The sequence below is a fragment of the Streptomyces sp. NPDC089919 genome, assembly GCF_040684615.1.
In the GTDB taxonomy this organism is placed as follows: domain Bacteria; phylum Actinomycetota; class Actinomycetes; order Streptomycetales; family Streptomycetaceae; genus Streptomyces.
In genome coordinates, this window is sequence record NZ_JBFBGK010000015.1 from 34,835 (window position 1) to 49,815 (window position 14,981).

The following is a 14,981-nucleotide window of genomic DNA, read 5'->3' on the forward strand; positions in this document are numbered from 1 at the left end:
CGCTGTCGGCGAAGGCCATCATCCGGGCCTGGAGTGCCCCGGTGGTCGACCGGTACCGCTCGGTGTCCCGGGCAGGCCGAGCCTCCTGGGCCAGCTCGCCCGCGAGCCATTCGTCCGCGTCGTCGATGAGCGCCTGATGGGCGCACCTTCCGCATCTGCCGCCGGGTGGTGTCGACGGACAGGATGAGATCCGCGTACGCGGCCCGCTTGCGCGTGACGGTCTCGCTCTCGCGCTGCGCCGCGTACGCGAGCCGGGCCGTGTCCAGTTGAGTGCGCGCCTGCATCCGCGCCACCAGCCAGGACACCAGCGCGCCGACTACGGCTCCGCTCGCTCCCAGACCCGCCCCCACGACCACCGCCCACTGCCCGTCCATGGCCGAGACGTTAAGGGACCGGGGAGGCCGTCCGGAAGCCGGCCCCGGGTCCGGGCCGTCGGGCCCCGGTGGTCGGGCGGGGAGTTCGCCGGCCGTTCTCGAGGCGTCCTCCTGGGTGGCGGAGTCCTGTTCGGCCGGGTCCGGGACCGTCGGGCCGGCTGCTTCGCTTCCGACAACTCCAGGATGGACACCAGTGACCGTATCGACCGCTCGCCGTCGGCGTCGTTCCCTTTCCCGGCTCCTCGTGGCCGCTCCACTCCTCGTCGCGGGCGCGCTGACCGGCGTACCCGCCGCCCACGCGGCCGCGGCGGACGAGGTCCGCGTGAACGAGGTCGTCACGACCGGCGACGTCAACGACTCGATCGAGCTCTACAACACGGGCACCGCCACGGTCGACGTCTCGGGCTGGATCCTCAAGGACGACGACAACAGCCACTCCTACAAGATCGCCTCGGGGACCAGGCTGGCGCCGGGCGCCTTCCGGGCCTTCGACGTCAGCGGGAAGTTCGGGCTGGGCTCGGACGACGAGGCCCGTCTCTACCTGGCCGACGGCAAGACCCTGGTCGACGGCTTCGCCTGGAGCGACCACTCCGATGCGTCGTGGTCCCGCTGCGCGGACGGTACCGGCGCCTTCAAGCAGGTGGCCACGCCCACCCTGGGCGGCGCCAACAGCTGCGGCACCGGCGGCGGCTCGACGACGCCGGTCGCATGGCCCGGCGGGAGCGGCGTGACCACCGCGGACGGCTCCAACGTGTTCGGCCAGGACCTCAGCGGCCTCTTCCAGGAGGGCAACGTCCTGTGGGGCGCGCAGAACAGCGGCAAGCTGTGGCGCCTGGTCCGTGACGGGTCCGGTGGCTGGAAGCCCGACACCGCCAACGGCTGGTCCTCCGGCAAGGCCCTGCGCTTCCCCGGCGGCTCCGGCAGCCCCGACAGCGAGGGCGTCACCCTGACCGGTGCCGGTTCGGCCGGCGGGGCGTTCGTCGCCAGCGAGCGCAACGGCGACGCCTCCGGCACCAGCCGGCTGTCGGTGCTCAAGTACGACGTCGGCGGCTCGGGCTCGTCGCTGACCGCCGCCAAGGAGTGGAACCTCACCGCGGACCTGCCCTCGACCGGCTCCAACCTCGGCCTCGAAGGGATCACCTGGGTCCCGGACACCGCGCTGACCGGCGCCGGGTTCAAGGACGCCTCGACCGGCGCCGCCTACGACCCGGCCCGCTACGCCGGGCACGGCGGCGGCGTGTTCTTCGTCGGCGTCGAGGGCACCGGCATGGTCTACGGCTACGTCCTGGCCGACTCCGGTTCGTACACCCGCGTGGCCTCCTTCAGCAGCGGGCTGTCCGGCGTGATGGAGCTGCAGTGGGAGCCCCAGGCTGCGCGGCTGTGGGCGGTCTGCGACGACACCTGCGACGGCCAGCACCGCACCCTGAAGATCGGCACCGGCGGCGCCTTCGCCACCACCGCCGTCTACAACCGCCCGTCCGGCATGCCGAACTACAACAACGAGGGCTTCTCCCTCGCCGGCGCCGACGAGTGCGTGGCCGGCTCCAAGCCCGTCTACTGGTCCGACGACGCCAACGACGGCGGCCACGCCCTGCGCAGGGGCACCATCAGCTGCTGACCCGCCGGGATCCCGGCGCGCAGCCTGAGCCCAGGGCACGAGGTACGCGCGGGGCGCTCGAGCACCGGTGGGGACGCGGCGAAAATGCCTGGGGCGGCGGGGAGTTGGGCACTACCGTGGGGCGATGACAACAAGATCAACGTCGGCAGCTCAGCCGCCGGTCCTGACCTTGGCCGATGCGCCCCTGCGGCAGGCCCGCAACTCCGCCGCCTTCTGGGCCGCGACCGGCCGGAGCCGGGGGCATGCGGTCATCCGCCGCGCCGGGTTCCTCGCGGTCGACGGCGATGCGCGCGCCGGTCTGCGCGTCCTCATCCAGGAGCCGGTCCTCCAGCCGGACGAGGTGGCCGAGGTGGCCGAGCTGGTGCGCCGGGCCGCGGGCTCGGTGAACGTCGAGGATCCGTTCAGCTCGACCGATCTGGGCCACCTGGACCTGCGCAGCTGGCAGATGCCCGTCATGCTGCGGCAGCCCGGGCCGGCCTCCTCCGAACCGGCGCTGGAGGTGACCCGGGTGGCGCGGCCCGATGACCTCCAGGCCGCCGAGCGGATCGTGATCGAGGGTTTCGAGCTGGGCGGGTTCGAGCCCCATCGCCCGGGCGAGCTGTTCCCGGCGGCGCTGATCGAGCAGCCGGGTGTGGACGTGTTCGTGGCCCGGCACGAGGGCGTGCCTGTGGGAGCGGGCGTCAGCGTGGTGGACGAGGGCGTCGGCAGCCACTACTGGATCGCGACCTCCTCGTCCTTCCGGTCCCGCGGCGTGGGGCGGGCCGTCATACTCGGCTCCCTCGCCCCGCTCGCGCACCTGCCGCTCACACTCACCGCGTCGAAGCTGGGCAGGCCGCTGTACGAGTCCCTGGGCTACAGCGTCGCGGCGCCCTCCACCTGGTGGGCCTCCCGGTAACACCGCCACCGCCGCGCCGGCCCCGGCCGGCCGGTGGTGCGGGCGCCGCGGGCCGCCCGTCGGCCGAGCCGGCTGGCCGTCCGGGTGCGCCGGCCGCTGCGGCGGGCTGTCCGGATGACCGGTCCGTCACTCCTGGGGGTGGAACACGGCGGTCCAGTGGGCGCACCCCCGGCCCGCCGCGGCCCCGGCCCGGCCCGGTGTCCCCGAAAGCTGGGGGACCCGAGGAACCGACGGACGGAAGTGGTTCGCGCATGCCCCAGCACTCCCCACGGCGCCGGGCCGGGCGCGCCGGCGCCGCCGGTGCCGCCGCCCTGGCGCTCGTACTCGGCCTGCCCACGGCGGCAGCGGCCGCTCCCGGCGATCTGGACCCGGGCTTCAGCGGCGACGGCAAGGTCGTCACGGACGTGACCGGCTACGAGAACGTCTCGGGCATGGCCGTCCAGCCCGACGGCAAGATCATCACGGTGGGCGACGGCTACTTCGACGAGACCAGCGGCGACTTCGTGCTGGTGCGCTACAACGCCGACGGCAGCCTGGACACCACCTTCGGCGGCGACGGGATCGTCAACACCGACTTCGACTTCAACAACGACGAGGCCAGGGCCCTGGCCCTGCAACCCGACGGAAAGATCATCGCGGTCGGCGGGTCCACCTCGATCGCCGACTACGGCGACTGGGTGGCCGCCCGCTACAACCCGGACGGCAGCCTCGACCCGACCTTCGGCACCGGCGGCAGGGCGGTCACCGACATCGACCCGGACGCGATCGAGACCGCCCTGAGCGTGGCCGTGCAGCCCGACGGCCGGATCGTGGCGGCCGGCCAGAGCCTCGCGAGCTGGGTCGTGGTCCGTTGGAACGCCAACGGCTCCCTGGACCCGGCCTTCGACGGCGACGGCAAGGCCGTCACCACCTTCCCGGGCGGCACCTTCGCCGCGGCCGCCGACCTGGCCCTCCAGCCCGACGGCCGGGTGGTCGTCGCCGGGACCGGCCCCGGCGGCGTCACACTCGCCCGCTACAACACCGACGGCAGCCTCGACCCCGCCTTCGACGGCGACGGCCGGGCGACCCCCGGCTTCGGGGCCAGGGCCCGGGGCGTGGCCCTCCAGTCCGACGGCCGGATCGTCGTCGCGACCGGCGACGACAACGCCTTCGGGCTGGCGCAGTTCACCGCCGGCGGCGCCCTGGACCCGACGTTCGGCAGCGCCGGCCGGGTCACCACCAACTTCGGACCGGAGAGCGCCGACGCCGCGGACGTCGCCCTCCAGTCCGACGGCCGGATCCTCGTCGCGGGCCGGTACGCGGGCGACTGGGCGCTGGCCCGATACAACACCGACGGCGCCGCGGACACCTCCTTCGACGGGGACGGCCGGCTGACGACCGACTTCGGCGGCCCATCCGAGCAGGCCTCCCACGTGGCCCTGCAGCCCGACGGGAAGATCGTCGCCGGTGGGGTCGTCGGCCAGGCCAACAGCCTCACCGCCGACCGCGGCGTGGCCCGCTACCTCGGCGGTGGCGGCACCACTCCCCCGCCGCAGGCGGCGGACCTGTCGGTCACCGCGTCGGGTACGACGACGGTGAGCATCGGCGACCAGGCGACGTACACGGTCCGGGTGACCAACGCGGCCTCTTCCACCGCGACCGCGACGGGCGTCTCCCTGACCGACTCCCTCTCCGGAGCCGGCGCCGCCCTGATCTCGGCGGTGCCCTCCCAGGGCACCTGCACCACCACCGCGACGGGCGCGACCTGCGCCCTGGGCAGCCTGGCCCCCGGCGCGAGCGCCACGGTCACCGTGACCGCCGAACCGCGCACGACCGGCACCCTCCGGGACACCGCGTCCGTGACCGGCTCCCCGCAGGACCCGAACACCGGGAACAACAGCGCCAGCGCCACCACCTCGGTCAACAACGCGCGGGGCTGCACGATCGTCGGCACCTCCGGCACCGACACCCTCACCGGCGGCTACGGCAACGACGTCATCTGCGCGCTGTCCGGCAACGACACCGTGCGTGCGGGCTTCGGCAACGACACCGTCTACGGCGGGCCGGGCAACGACAACCTCGACGGCGGCTTCGGTGACGACACCATGAACGGCGACCGCGGCAACGACGTCCTCACCGGCTACTACGGCAACGACCGCCTGACCACCACCGACGGCGTGAGCGCCAACGACACCGCCGACGGCGGCACCGGCACCGACACCTGCACCACCGACCCCGGCGACACCCGCATCAGCTGCCCCTGACGGACGGCCGACCGTGCACCCCCGCCGGCGCCGGCCGGGCGAGACCCCCGCCGGCGCCGTGCGGCGGCGCGAGACGTCAACGGGACGCCGGAGACCGGATCAAGGCGACGAGTGCGCCTCGTCCCTGCGGTCGATCAGGGTGGCGAAGGCGTCGAGGACGCGGTGCAGGCCGAAGGTGTAGGCGTGGGCTGGGTCGTGGGCGCTGTTGTGCGCGGCTCCTGCGGCTGCGCCGACGCGGACGGCGGTGGGGTAGACGCTCTCGTCGAGGACCCGGGCGAGGAGCGGGGCGTTCAACTCCCACCACTGCTGGTCGTTCAGGGCGCTGTCGTGCTGGGCGGCCCGAGCGTCGGCGGCGGCCCGGGCGCATGACTGCACGAAGGTGAGCAGGTGGGTCAGGCAGTCGTCCATCTCGACGTCGCTGAGGCCCAGGCCGTCGAGCCCGGACAGTTCGTGCTCGTACTTCGCCATCTGCCCCGGCCCTAGCGGAGGCCTGAGGGTGGAGACGGCTGCGGCCCAGGGGTGGCGTTCGAAGAGGGCTTTGTTGGCCTCGGCGATGGCGGTGACGCGTTGCCGCCAGGGCTGTCCGGCGGTGTCGGCGCGGGGCATGCGGGCGTAGGCGGCATCGAGCATGAGGTCGAGGAGCTCGGCCTTGCCGGGAACGTAGGTGTACAGCGTCATCGGCACCACGCCGAGGTCCTTGGCCAGCCGGCGCATGGTCACCGCATCCAGGCCTTCGGCGTCGGCGAGGGCGGTGGCGGCCTGGACCACCGCGTCGATGCTCAGCCCCCGTCGCGGCCCTCGTCGCTGGTCGGTGGCGGCGCCGCGCCACAGCAGTCGCAGGGTGTTCGCGGGGTCGCCCGAGCTGGTTCGTTCCGTTGCCACGGCGACATCCTCTCGCACCCAAACTCTGTACGGTGTACGTTGTACGTCGTACAGAGTATTGCTCGTGGAGAGTCCGGAGGATTTTTGATGAAGATCACCTCTAGTGCCGTGTCGCTCAACGTCGATGACGTCGCCGCATCCAGCGCCTTCCTGACCGAGCACTTCGGGTTCCGCGAGGAGATGGCGGCCGACGGCTTCGCTTCCCTCGCCCGCGACGACGCCGGCATGAACGTCATCTTTCTGCGGCGGGGCCTCGACAGCCTCCCGGCAGACCAGCGCGACGAGCACGCCGCGGGCCTGATCCTCGCCTTCGTCGTCGAGGACCTCGAAGGCGAGCTGGCACGCCTTCGCTCCGAGGGCGTCGCGATCACCATGCCGCTGACCGACGAGGAGTGGGGTGAGCGGGCCTTCCAGGTGCGGGACCCCAACGGCGTCATCGTCCAGCTCGTCGACTGGAACGCACCCACCGCCCGCTGAGGCAACCGGCCGCGCCCCCTCTCGTGTGCCGCTGCGGTCACGCAGGGGCCGCCCCAATCCGGATGCGGCCGGACCACGGCGTGGCTAGGCTCCGCCGCGGGGGTGAGCCATGGGGATGTCCCTTCTGTACCAGGTGCTCGAGCCGCTGCCGGATGCCTCCGGCGCGCTGGGGCGGGCCCGTGCGCTACTGGCCGAGTTCGGCGAACCGGAGGACGATCCCTGTCCCGGCGTCGGGCCTGCCGTCACCGCGGAGCAGTTCCGGCACGCGCGGCGCTACTTCACGCTGGGCTGCCTCACCAGGACGGACGGAGGCAGCCTTCGGCCGGCGGAGCTGGGCGAGCTGTGGCACGTGATCAGCCGGACCGGGGCCCTCGCCGCCGTCCACGACTACGGGGCGGACGTCGAGCTGCGCCCGGAACTCGCCGAGGCCTGGCCCTTGCTCGAAGCAGCGGGACTCCAGGTGGAACTGCGCGCCTGGGACACCCCGCCCTTCCCGGAGACCGATGAGCACTGCACGGAGGCGGAGCTGGACACCGTGGTCCGGGCCGCGGGCCCGCTGGAACTCGGCGTGTACTGGTACGCGGCCTTCCGCGGGCTGCCCTCGTCGAAGCTCTGCGGGGTCCAGCTCTGCCTGAACAGCCGGTGGTCCCCGTCCGGGGGCACCGTGCCCGCCCCCGGCACCCACGCGGTGTACCTCTCCATCGGCACCCGCAACCGCGACGTCGCGGACACGTGGCTCAAGGACACCGGTCTGCGTCTCGGGCCCGCGCTCTGGGGGTGGTAGCGCCGAGGCCCCACTTGGCCTCGCCCGTGGCTGCCTCGCCGGGGTCGACCGGGCTGCGCGGGAGGATCCGGTCCAGCCAGGCCGGGAGCCACCAGTTGGTGCGGCCGAGGAGGGTCATGGTCGCCGGCACCAGCACCATGCGGACGAGCGTGGCGTCGATGAAGATCGCGGTGGCCAGGCCGAGGCCGAACATCTTGGTGGAGGGGTCGTCGGCGACGGCGAAGGACAGGAAGACCGCCACCATGATGAGGGCGGCCGAGGTGATGATCCGGGCGGTGCGCGAGACGCCCTCGACGATCGCCGTGCCGTTGTCGCCGGTGCGCAGGTACTCCTCGCGTACCTGGGAGAGGAGGAACACCTCGTAGTCCATCGACAGGCCGAACAGGATGGCGAACAGGAACATCGGGATGAACGACACGATCGGAACCGTCGCCTCCAGCCCGATGAGTGCGCCGCCCCAGCCCCACTGGAAGACCGCGACCATGACGCCGTAGGCCGCGCCGATGCTCAGCAGGTTCAGCAGCACCGCCTTGAGCGGCACGAGGACCGAGCGGAAGACCAGCAACAGCAGCAGGAACGACATCGCGAGCACGGCGGCGACGAACAGCGGCAGGCGTTGGCTGGTGCGCCGGCCCACGTCGGACAGGCTCGCGGCGGCGCCGCCGACGTGGGCCCTGGCCGGGCCGTGCCCGATCGCCGTGGGCAGCACGTCGGTGCGCAGCCGGGCGATGGTGTCGGCGGTGGCCTCGTCCTGAGGGCTGGTGGTCGGGAACACCACGAGGGTCGCGATGCCGGTGGCCCGGTCGAGCTGGGTCGGAGCGACGGAGGCGATGCCCGGATCCGCGGCGACCGCGGTGACCAGGCGATCCACCACTCCCCCGTCGCCGGCCGGGTCCGCGGCGATGACGAGGGGGCCGTTGGTGCCCGGGCCGAACCCCTCGGTGACCAGGTCGTAGGCGCGGCGTTCGGTGCGGCTCGGCGGCAGGGAGCCGTCGTCGGGCAGGCCGACGCGCAGGCCGAGCACCGGCAGCGTCGCCGTCAGCAACAGCCCCGCCGCACCGACCGCGTAGGGCACCGGGTGCCGGTTGACGTGCCCGATCCAGGGCCGCCAGCCGGCGGCCGAGGCGGCGCCCGCCGCGGTGACCCGACGGCGGTCGGTCCGGCCCGCCGGCCGGGCCCGAAGCGCCCGGACGATCCGGCCGGCCCGGCCCAGCCGCGGACCGGCCGCGCCGAGGAAGGCCGGCAGGAGCGTCACCGACGCGAGCACCATGGTCAGGACGACGATCGAGACGGCCAGGCCGCCCACCGTCATGAACGGGACGTTCGCGACCGCCATGCCGAGGATCGAGACGACGACGGTGCCGCCGGCGAAGACCACGGGCCGCCCCGCCGTCGCCACCGCCCGTCCGGCCGCCTCGTGCGGGTCGAGCCCGCGCCCGAGGTGGTCCCGGTGTCTGGCCAGCACGAACAGCGCGTAGTCGATGCCCACTCCGAGGCCGACCATGCTGCCCAGGACCGGTGCGAAGGTGGGGACGTCCGTCACCCCGGCCAGGACCGTCATCGTCGCGACGCCGACGGTCAGCCCGAAGACCGCCATGCCGATCGGGAGCGCGGCGGCGACGAGCGAACCGAACGCCAGGAACAGGATGGCAGCGGCGGCCAGGATCCCGATCAACTCGCGTACGCCGCCGCCGGGGTCGGAGAAGGCGTAGAAGAGGCTGCCGCCCATCTCGATCCGCAGGGGCAGCTCGGCGCGCAGCCGGTCACCGAGGCCGACGAGGGCGTCGAGGTCCGCGGCCGACAGCCGGCTCTGGTCGGGGTACTGGATGCGGACGACCGCGATCCGTCCGTCGGACGAGACGAGTCCGTCGCGCACCGCGGCGTCCCGGCCGGCGTCGAGGGCCCGCGCCGGGTCGCTCGTACCGCGCACGTGCGGCAGCCCCTGCACCTCGGTCTGCAGGCGCGTGAGGGCGGTGCGGGCGCTGCTGCTGCCGAAGAAGGTCGCACCGCTGTCCCGGGGCGTGACCACGACCTGGGCGGTCATGCCCTCCTGGCCCGTGCCGGCCCGCTCGATCAGGTGCGCGGCCCGTTGGGAGTCCAGTCCCGGAGCGGTCATCGAGTCCACGGTCCGCCCGCCGAAGGCGACGGCCGCGAGGACGGCGAGCACGGCGGCGAGCAGCCATACCGCGATCACCCGCCAGGGATGCCGGGCGGCGCTTGTGCCCAGGCGCAACAGGGCTGTTGAGAGCATCGGGTCCTCCAACCACGTCGGCAGCCGTCGTTGTACGGCCGCCGGTCCGAGGCTCGTCGCCACGGCGTTCCGCGCCATCGGCCCGCGGGCCGCGGATCCGTCGGCCTCAAGTCGGAGTGCGGGCCCGTCCTTTCGGACGATGCGCGATACGCCGGGGTCTCTACGCTGGGAACCGTGCTCCGAGACGACCTGCGAACCCTGTGGACCGAACCCCGGCCGCCCGCCGCGCCCGTCCGGGTGTGGCGGGACTGGGCGCTGCTCACCGCGTGCCTTGCCGGTGTGGTGCTGGAGGCCGTGCTGCGCGCCGACGTCGTATGGCGGCCGGTGGCGGTGGTGTCCGCCGTGTGGCTGTCCCTGCTGCCCCTGTGGCGCCGGACCCGCCCGTTGGCGGTGGTGACGCTGGGGTTCGGCTCGTTGGTCCTGCTCACGGTGGCCTCGCTCGTGGCCGCACCGCGCGAGCCCGTCGGGCTGTACACCGGCGCGGTCGTGCTGGTGCTCGTGTACGCGCTGCCCCGGTGGGGGTCGGGACGGGAGATCGTGCTGGGCGGCGCGGTGATCCTCGCGACCGGCGCGCTGTGCGTCCTCGCGGACGGGACCCCGGTCGTCGAAAAGCTCGTGGGCTACGTCTTCCTGCTGCTGCCCGGCGTGATCGGGGCCGCCGTGCGGTTCCGGGGGACGGCCCGCGAGCGGCAGTTGGACCAGGTCCGCTCCCGCGAGCGTGAACAGCTCGCCCGGGAGCTGCACGACACGGTGGCCCACCACGTCTCGGCCATGGTGATCACCGCCCAGGCCGGCCGGGTGCTCGCGGGCACCGATCCGGCCGCCGCGGTCCAGGCGTTGGAGGGGGTCGAGGAGGAAGGGGCGCGCACGCTGGAAGAGATGCGCGCCATGGTCGCCACGCTGCGGGACCGCGGGATCGGCGCCGAACTGGCGCCCCCCGCCGGAGTCGCGGACCTGGAGCGGCTGGTGCGCACCCCGGGCGGCCGGCTCCGGGTCGACCTGGGGCTCGACGGCGAACTGGACGCGCTGCCCCCGGCCTTGGACGCCGCCGTGTACCGGATCGTGCAGGAGTCGGTGACCAACGCGCTGCGCCATGCGGTCGACGCGACCGAGCTGGTCGTACGGGTCGCCGCCGAAGGGCCCACGGTACGGGTGAGCGTGCGCGACGACGGGCGGCGCACCGGCCGGGGTCGCGACGGATACGGACTCACCGGACTACGCGAGCGGGCGACCCTGCTCGGCGGCACCCTGCACGCCGGCCCCGGTACCGACCGGGGCTGGCACGTCGACGCCGAACTGCCGAGGGCAAGGAGCCGCAGCGGTGTCCATTCGCGTCCTCGTCGCTGACGACCAGGCGATCATCCGCACCGGGTTGCGGATCATGCTGAACGCCCAGCCCGGCATCGAGGTGGTCGGCGAGGCCGCCGACGGGCGGGAGGCCGTGCGTCTGGCCCGCGAACTGCGCCCCGACGTCTGCCTGTTCGACATCCGCATGCCGGTGCTCGACGGGCTCGAGGCCACCCGGCTGGTCGCCGGCCCGGGCGTCGCGGACCCGCTGGCCGTGGTCGTCATCACCACCTTCGACCTGGACGAGTACGTCTACGGCTCGCTGCGTGCCGGCGCCCGCGGATTCCTCCTCAAGGACACCGGACCGGACCTGCTGGCGCAGGCCGTGCGGTCGGCGGCCGACGGTGAGGCGCTGATCGCGCCGAGCGTCACCGTCCGGCTGCTCCAGGCCTTCTCGGACCTGCCCGCCGGCCGGCCCGTGGCCCAGCCCGTCTCCCCCGTCACCGCACGGGAGGAGCAGGTGCTCCTCGCCGTCGCCCGCGGGCTGACCAACACCGAGATCGCCGATGCGCTGCACATCAGCCTGAGCACGGTGAAGACGCACCTGGCCAGCCTGATGGCCAAACTCGGTGCCCGCAACCGGGTCGAGATCGCGATGTGGGCCTACGAAACGCGGCGGATCCTGCCCGGGACCTGAGCGGGGGGGGCGGCTCTGCCGTGTTACGCCTGCACGTCCGTGTGCAGGCGTACGGTGGTGCCCTGTTCGGGGGTGGAGCGGATCTCGACCAGGTCGCAGAGCTGGTGGGCCAGCCACAGGCCGCGGCCGCCGAGCTGCCGGGCCGACGGCCGGATGCGCCCGGCCATCGGGTCGGTGATGTACCCGGCGTCCCGGAACTCGCACAGGAACACCGAGTCCTGGATCCAGGTCCGCACGGTTCCGCGGCCGCCGCCGTGGACGATGCTGTTCGTGGCGATCTCGGTGACGGCGACCGCGAGCTTCGACTGCTGCTCCTGGGACACGCCCGCGTCGGACGCGCACTGGGCGACCTTCGAACGCACCGCGGCCAGGTCCCCGTGGGCGTAGCTGAGCTCCTGGTACGGATCGCACGGGGCGGACAGCAGCTCGAAGGGGTACTGGCCGTCCTCCAGGAACGAGCCGTTGGGCACGTACCGGCCGTCCTCGTGGATCAGCGGGTGGCAGCGGGAGACGTACCGCAGCGCGGCCTCGTCCTCGTCGGCGGCGTCGTACGGGCACAGCATCGACCAGGCGGAGCTGCGCGCGAAGGCCTGGTTCAGCAGCCACTCGTGGTGGCGCAGCTCCGAGAGGTGGGCAGCGTTGCGGGCCTGGCTCCAGGCGGTCTCCCCCACCCCCCGCACCGGCCGGCCTCCCTCGCCTCGCTCCTCCAGCCAGGCGGTCCAGGCGGCGACGAGCCGTCCCGGATTCGGTCCGGCCGTCGCGGTGTCGACGAAGGTGACGGCGGGCTCGCCGGTCAGCTCGCCCCGCAGGAGCGACGCCTTGGCGGCGGGGACGGCGACCACGACCGCTTCGTCGGCCTCCAGCGCCTCACGGATGAAACCGAGGGTGCCGGCCATGAACTGGTCCTGACCCCGGTACGGGTACAGCTCGTGCCGGAAGCGGGCCTCGGCGCCGGCGGCCGGCCCGGGGGTTCCCGGCGGCTGGGTGGTGCTCATCCGGCCATCACCACCGGGACACCGGGCGCGGCGTATCCCGCGAGCTCCCAGCACAGCCGCACGGTCTCGTTGGCGCCCTCCACCACGATGTGCCGTCCGGGGAGGTGGTTCGCCGCCTCGACGAGGGCTCCCATGCCGGCGGCGTCGATCATCTCGAGCCGGTCGAAGCACAGCCGCATCCTCGGCGTGTACCCCACCGCCGCGCGGAGCGCGGCATTGAACGCCGCAGCACCCTGGGAATCGATCACCCCGTCCACGCTCCAGCTGTCGGCGCCCGTGCTGAACATCCGAAAGGCCGGACGCTCTGCACGTGTGCCCATCTCGTGCGGGTGCACACTCGCCACGTATTCCAGCGTATCCGCCTGCCACTGGGACGGCCTGAACGCGCACAGCACCATCGCGCCGCACTCCGAGGCGAACTCGTCGAGCCTGAGCTCCTGGGACAGCAGGTCGTGCGCCGCACCGGGGTCCGTGACCGGCATGCGCTCGGCAAGGACGCGTACCGAGCGGTAACCCTCGCGGGTCGCGGTACGGGCCTCGCGCTTCACCGCGGCCAGCACCGAGTCGGTGTCGCTCAGATTGGGCAGGTCGAGCACCACCGCGGCCGAGGCCAGGGACTTGTCCTCGGCAACGCCGCCGGCCGCTCCGACCACCACGATCTTGTCCCCGTACAGGGCTCCGTCGGCCAGGTAGGCCCGCGCCGTACCGGAGAAGGGAGCAGCCGGGTCGACCAGCCAGCAGACATGATCGCCGACGTCCACCTCGTCCAGCGTCGCCAAAGCCCGTGCCGCTCTCACCTCGCCCCTTCCCGGCCGACCGGCCCCATCCACAGATCAGACTACTGCGCCCCTGCGTGACGCTCTCGCTACGGCCGATCCTGCGGCAGAGCCTCGACGCGGACGCGAAAGCCCCCGGGCGGGGTGGATCCCGCCCGGGAGCCTGCGTCACGTCGTGGGGGTCAGGGGCAGTTGGAGGGGGCCGGGCGGCCTTCGAAGCGGTCGGCGATCCAGGTCAGGTACTGGGATTCGGCGACGTCGGGGATCGTCTGGTGCGTGGCGCCCTGGTACTTCGTGTACTGCAGGCGCTGGCCGAAGCGGCAGGCCCGCTTGACGTACTCGTCGGTGGAGTTGGGGTTGATGACGGTGTCGGCCGTCCCCTGCATGACGAGCACCGGCACCAGGGACTTCACGAGCCCGGCGGTGTTCTCCCGGAAGCGCTGGTGCCAGCTGGCCGGCACCTCCGACAGCGGCTTGAACAGCGTGTCGAGCTGTCCGGTGTTCCCCAGGTTGTTCTGGACCACGTCGGAGAAGTGCTCGATGCAGGCCACCCCGTCGCCGCGCAGCGCCTCCAGACCGGCGGGCTTGAGCACGTCCGTGGCCTTCAGCTCCGGGTAGGCGGCGAGGAAGCCCCGGTAGACGTTGATGCGCAGGACGGCGTTGTGCGCGGCCGAGGTGGCATCGGTGGGACCGGGCAGCACCAGGCCCTCGAAGTCAGGCCCCAGGTTGGCCGCGGGCGCCAGTGCCGCGACGCCGACGAGCTGGGTCTCCGGGGTGTACGAGCGGTAGTTCTGGCCGGCGAAGAGCGCCGCGCCACCGCCCTGCGACCAGCCCAGTACGGCCGCCTTGCGGTTCGCGTGGGTGTCGGTGATCTGCCGGGCCGCCCGGACCGAGTCCAGGACGTTGTTGGTCTCCGTCACGGCGACCGTGTACTGGTGCACGCCCGGGGTGCCCAGGCCCTGGTAGTCGGTGCCGACCACGACGTCGCCGGAGCCGAGGAACTGCGTCAGCGCGGGGACGCCGACGTCGATGCCCCACGGGCTGTCGTAGGTGAAGTAGTCCACCAGGTCGACGGCCGGGTTCGGGACCGCGGAGGGCGCGCACATGCGCGGTCCGCCGACGGTGCCGTGGGCCCATGCGACCACGTTGCGGCCGTGCCGGGGCGCGGGGGCGTCGGGCCAGGCCACGATGCCGGAGACCGCGACCCGCGTGCCGTTCTGGAGCGTGGAGAGGTAGAGGATCCGGCAGGCGCGGGCGCCGTCCGGCGCATCGACCCGGCGGGCCCAGATCAGGTCGCCGTGCTCGCCCTCGGGCAGCGGCGACGGCGGGTCGTAGAACTTCTCCCCCTCGGGGCCGACCGGCACGCCCGGAGCGCACAGCCCCTTGCCGCCCTTGCCGCCGCCGGGATTCGTGCTCGCGGTGGCGCCGGTGGCGCCCCCCAGCGCGAGGACCGCCGCCAGGCCTGCCGCGGTGATCGCCGAAAGTCGTCTTCTCATTCAACCGTCCGTTCGCTCGGTGCCCGGCAGAGCGTAGGGAGGACGGGACGAATTGTCACGGATAGTAATGAATAGCCCGGTTTGTGTCGTCTTCGTGTCGTCGGCCGACCGCTGCCGGCGCGCCGTGCGCGCCCCCGCCTCCGGCTGTCCGTGGACCGCGCAAGGCGCCGGCCGCCGGAAGGAACGAGGCGGCCGGGACGGCTGTG

At 73.3% G+C, this 14,981-nt stretch carries 12 protein-coding genes; 7 read left to right on the forward strand and 5 right to left on the reverse strand.

Annotated elements, in window-relative coordinates; translation table 11 throughout:
* The first annotated feature begins 567 nt into the window (after positions 1-567).
* From AB0O40_RS09260 to AB0O40_RS09270, 3 genes are all read left to right on the forward strand, one after another.
* Complete coding sequence (locus tag AB0O40_RS09260) at positions 568-1,992, forward strand: lamin tail domain-containing protein (protein ID WP_365037326.1); 1,425 nt, start codon at positions 568-570, stop codon at positions 1,990-1,992.
* Between the two features lie 124 nt (positions 1,993-2,116).
* Complete coding sequence (locus AB0O40_RS09265) at positions 2,117-2,887, forward strand: GNAT family N-acetyltransferase (RefSeq protein ID WP_365037328.1); 771 nt, start codon at positions 2,117-2,119, stop codon at positions 2,885-2,887.
* Between the two features lie 251 nt (positions 2,888-3,138).
* Positions 3,139-5,130 (forward strand): calcium-binding protein, encoded by a 1,992-nt coding sequence (locus AB0O40_RS09270; protein WP_365037330.1) that lies wholly within the window; start codon positions 3,139-3,141, stop codon positions 5,128-5,130.
* A 99-nt stretch (positions 5,131-5,229) separates the two neighbouring features.
* On the opposite strand, the gene AB0O40_RS09275 is transcribed toward AB0O40_RS09270, so the two are convergent.
* Positions 5,230-6,012, reverse strand: coding sequence for a TetR/AcrR family transcriptional regulator (locus AB0O40_RS09275; RefSeq protein WP_365037332.1), 783 nt, complete (start codon positions 6,010-6,012; stop codon positions 5,230-5,232).
* A gap of 87 nt (positions 6,013-6,099) precedes the next feature.
* Between AB0O40_RS09275 and AB0O40_RS09280 the strand changes: the two genes are divergently transcribed.
* Both AB0O40_RS09280 and AB0O40_RS09285 read left to right on the forward strand, forming a co-directional pair.
* Positions 6,100-6,489, forward strand: coding sequence for a VOC family protein (locus AB0O40_RS09280; RefSeq protein ID WP_365037334.1), 390 nt, complete (start codon positions 6,100-6,102; stop codon positions 6,487-6,489).
* Between the two features lie 115 nt (positions 6,490-6,604).
* A complete protein-coding gene (locus AB0O40_RS09285) occupies positions 6,605-7,273 on the forward strand; it encodes a hypothetical protein (RefSeq protein WP_365037336.1) in 669 nt (222 codons plus the stop codon).
* Here AB0O40_RS09285 and AB0O40_RS09290 read toward each other — a convergent pair.
* Complete coding sequence (locus tag AB0O40_RS09290; RefSeq protein WP_365037338.1) at positions 7,227-9,524, reverse strand: MMPL family transporter; 2,298 nt, start codon at positions 9,522-9,524, stop codon at positions 7,227-7,229. The genes AB0O40_RS09285 and AB0O40_RS09290 overlap by 47 nt on opposite strands.
* Before the next feature lie 174 nt (positions 9,525-9,698).
* Here AB0O40_RS09290 and AB0O40_RS09295 point away from each other — a divergent pair, with 174 nt between their 5' ends.
* Together AB0O40_RS09295 and AB0O40_RS09300 are read left to right on the forward strand one after the other, a co-directional pair.
* The gene (locus AB0O40_RS09295; protein ID WP_365037340.1) at positions 9,699-10,871 is read left to right on the forward strand and encodes a histidine kinase; all 1,173 of its coding nucleotides are present in this window, start codon (positions 9,699-9,701) and stop codon (positions 10,869-10,871) included.
* On the forward strand, positions 10,846-11,508 hold the full coding sequence (locus AB0O40_RS09300) for a response regulator transcription factor (RefSeq protein ID WP_365037342.1): 663 nt from the start codon (positions 10,846-10,848) through the stop codon (positions 11,506-11,508). Before AB0O40_RS09295 ends, AB0O40_RS09300 begins: the two co-directional genes overlap by 26 nt.
* 23 nt (positions 11,509-11,531) lie before the next feature.
* On the opposite strand, the gene AB0O40_RS09305 is transcribed toward AB0O40_RS09300, so the two are convergent.
* From AB0O40_RS09305 to AB0O40_RS09315, 3 genes are all read right to left on the reverse strand, one after another.
* The gene (locus tag AB0O40_RS09305) at positions 11,532-12,503 is read right to left on the reverse strand and encodes a sensor histidine kinase (protein ID WP_365037344.1); all 972 of its coding nucleotides are present in this window, start codon (positions 12,501-12,503) and stop codon (positions 11,532-11,534) included.
* Positions 12,500-13,282 (reverse strand): MEDS domain-containing protein, encoded by a 783-nt coding sequence (locus AB0O40_RS09310; protein WP_365037346.1) that lies wholly within the window; start codon positions 13,280-13,282, stop codon positions 12,500-12,502. Before AB0O40_RS09310 ends, AB0O40_RS09305 begins: the two co-directional genes overlap by 4 nt.
* Positions 13,283-13,461: 179 nt before the next feature.
* The gene (locus tag AB0O40_RS09315; RefSeq protein WP_365037348.1) at positions 13,462-14,775 is read right to left on the reverse strand and encodes a lipase family protein; all 1,314 of its coding nucleotides are present in this window, start codon (positions 14,773-14,775) and stop codon (positions 13,462-13,464) included.
* Positions 14,776-14,981 lie beyond the last annotated feature (206 nt).

Excerpts from the sequence above, each read along its gene's own strand:
- AB0O40_RS09285 (WP_365037336.1), top strand. The coding sequence starts at position 6,605 with ATGTCCCTTCTGTACCAGGTGCTCGAGCCGCTGCCGGATGCCTCCGGC.
- AB0O40_RS09290 (WP_365037338.1), bottom strand. The coding sequence starts at position 9,524 with ATGCTCTCAACAGCCCTGTTGCGCCTGGGCACAAGCGCCGCCCGGCAT.
- AB0O40_RS09305 (WP_365037344.1), bottom strand. The coding sequence starts at position 12,503 with ATGAGCACCACCCAGCCGCCGGGAACCCCCGGGCCGGCCGCCGGCGCC.
- AB0O40_RS09280 (WP_365037334.1), top strand. The coding sequence starts at position 6,100 with ATGAAGATCACCTCTAGTGCCGTGTCGCTCAACGTCGATGACGTCGCC.
- AB0O40_RS09315 (WP_365037348.1), bottom strand. The coding sequence starts at position 14,775 with ATGAGAAGACGACTTTCGGCGATCACCGCGGCAGGCCTGGCGGCGGTC.
- AB0O40_RS09265 (WP_365037328.1), top strand. The coding sequence starts at position 2,117 with ATGACAACAAGATCAACGTCGGCAGCTCAGCCGCCGGTCCTGACCTTG.
- AB0O40_RS09270 (WP_365037330.1), top strand. The coding sequence starts at position 3,139 with ATGCCCCAGCACTCCCCACGGCGCCGGGCCGGGCGCGCCGGCGCCGCC.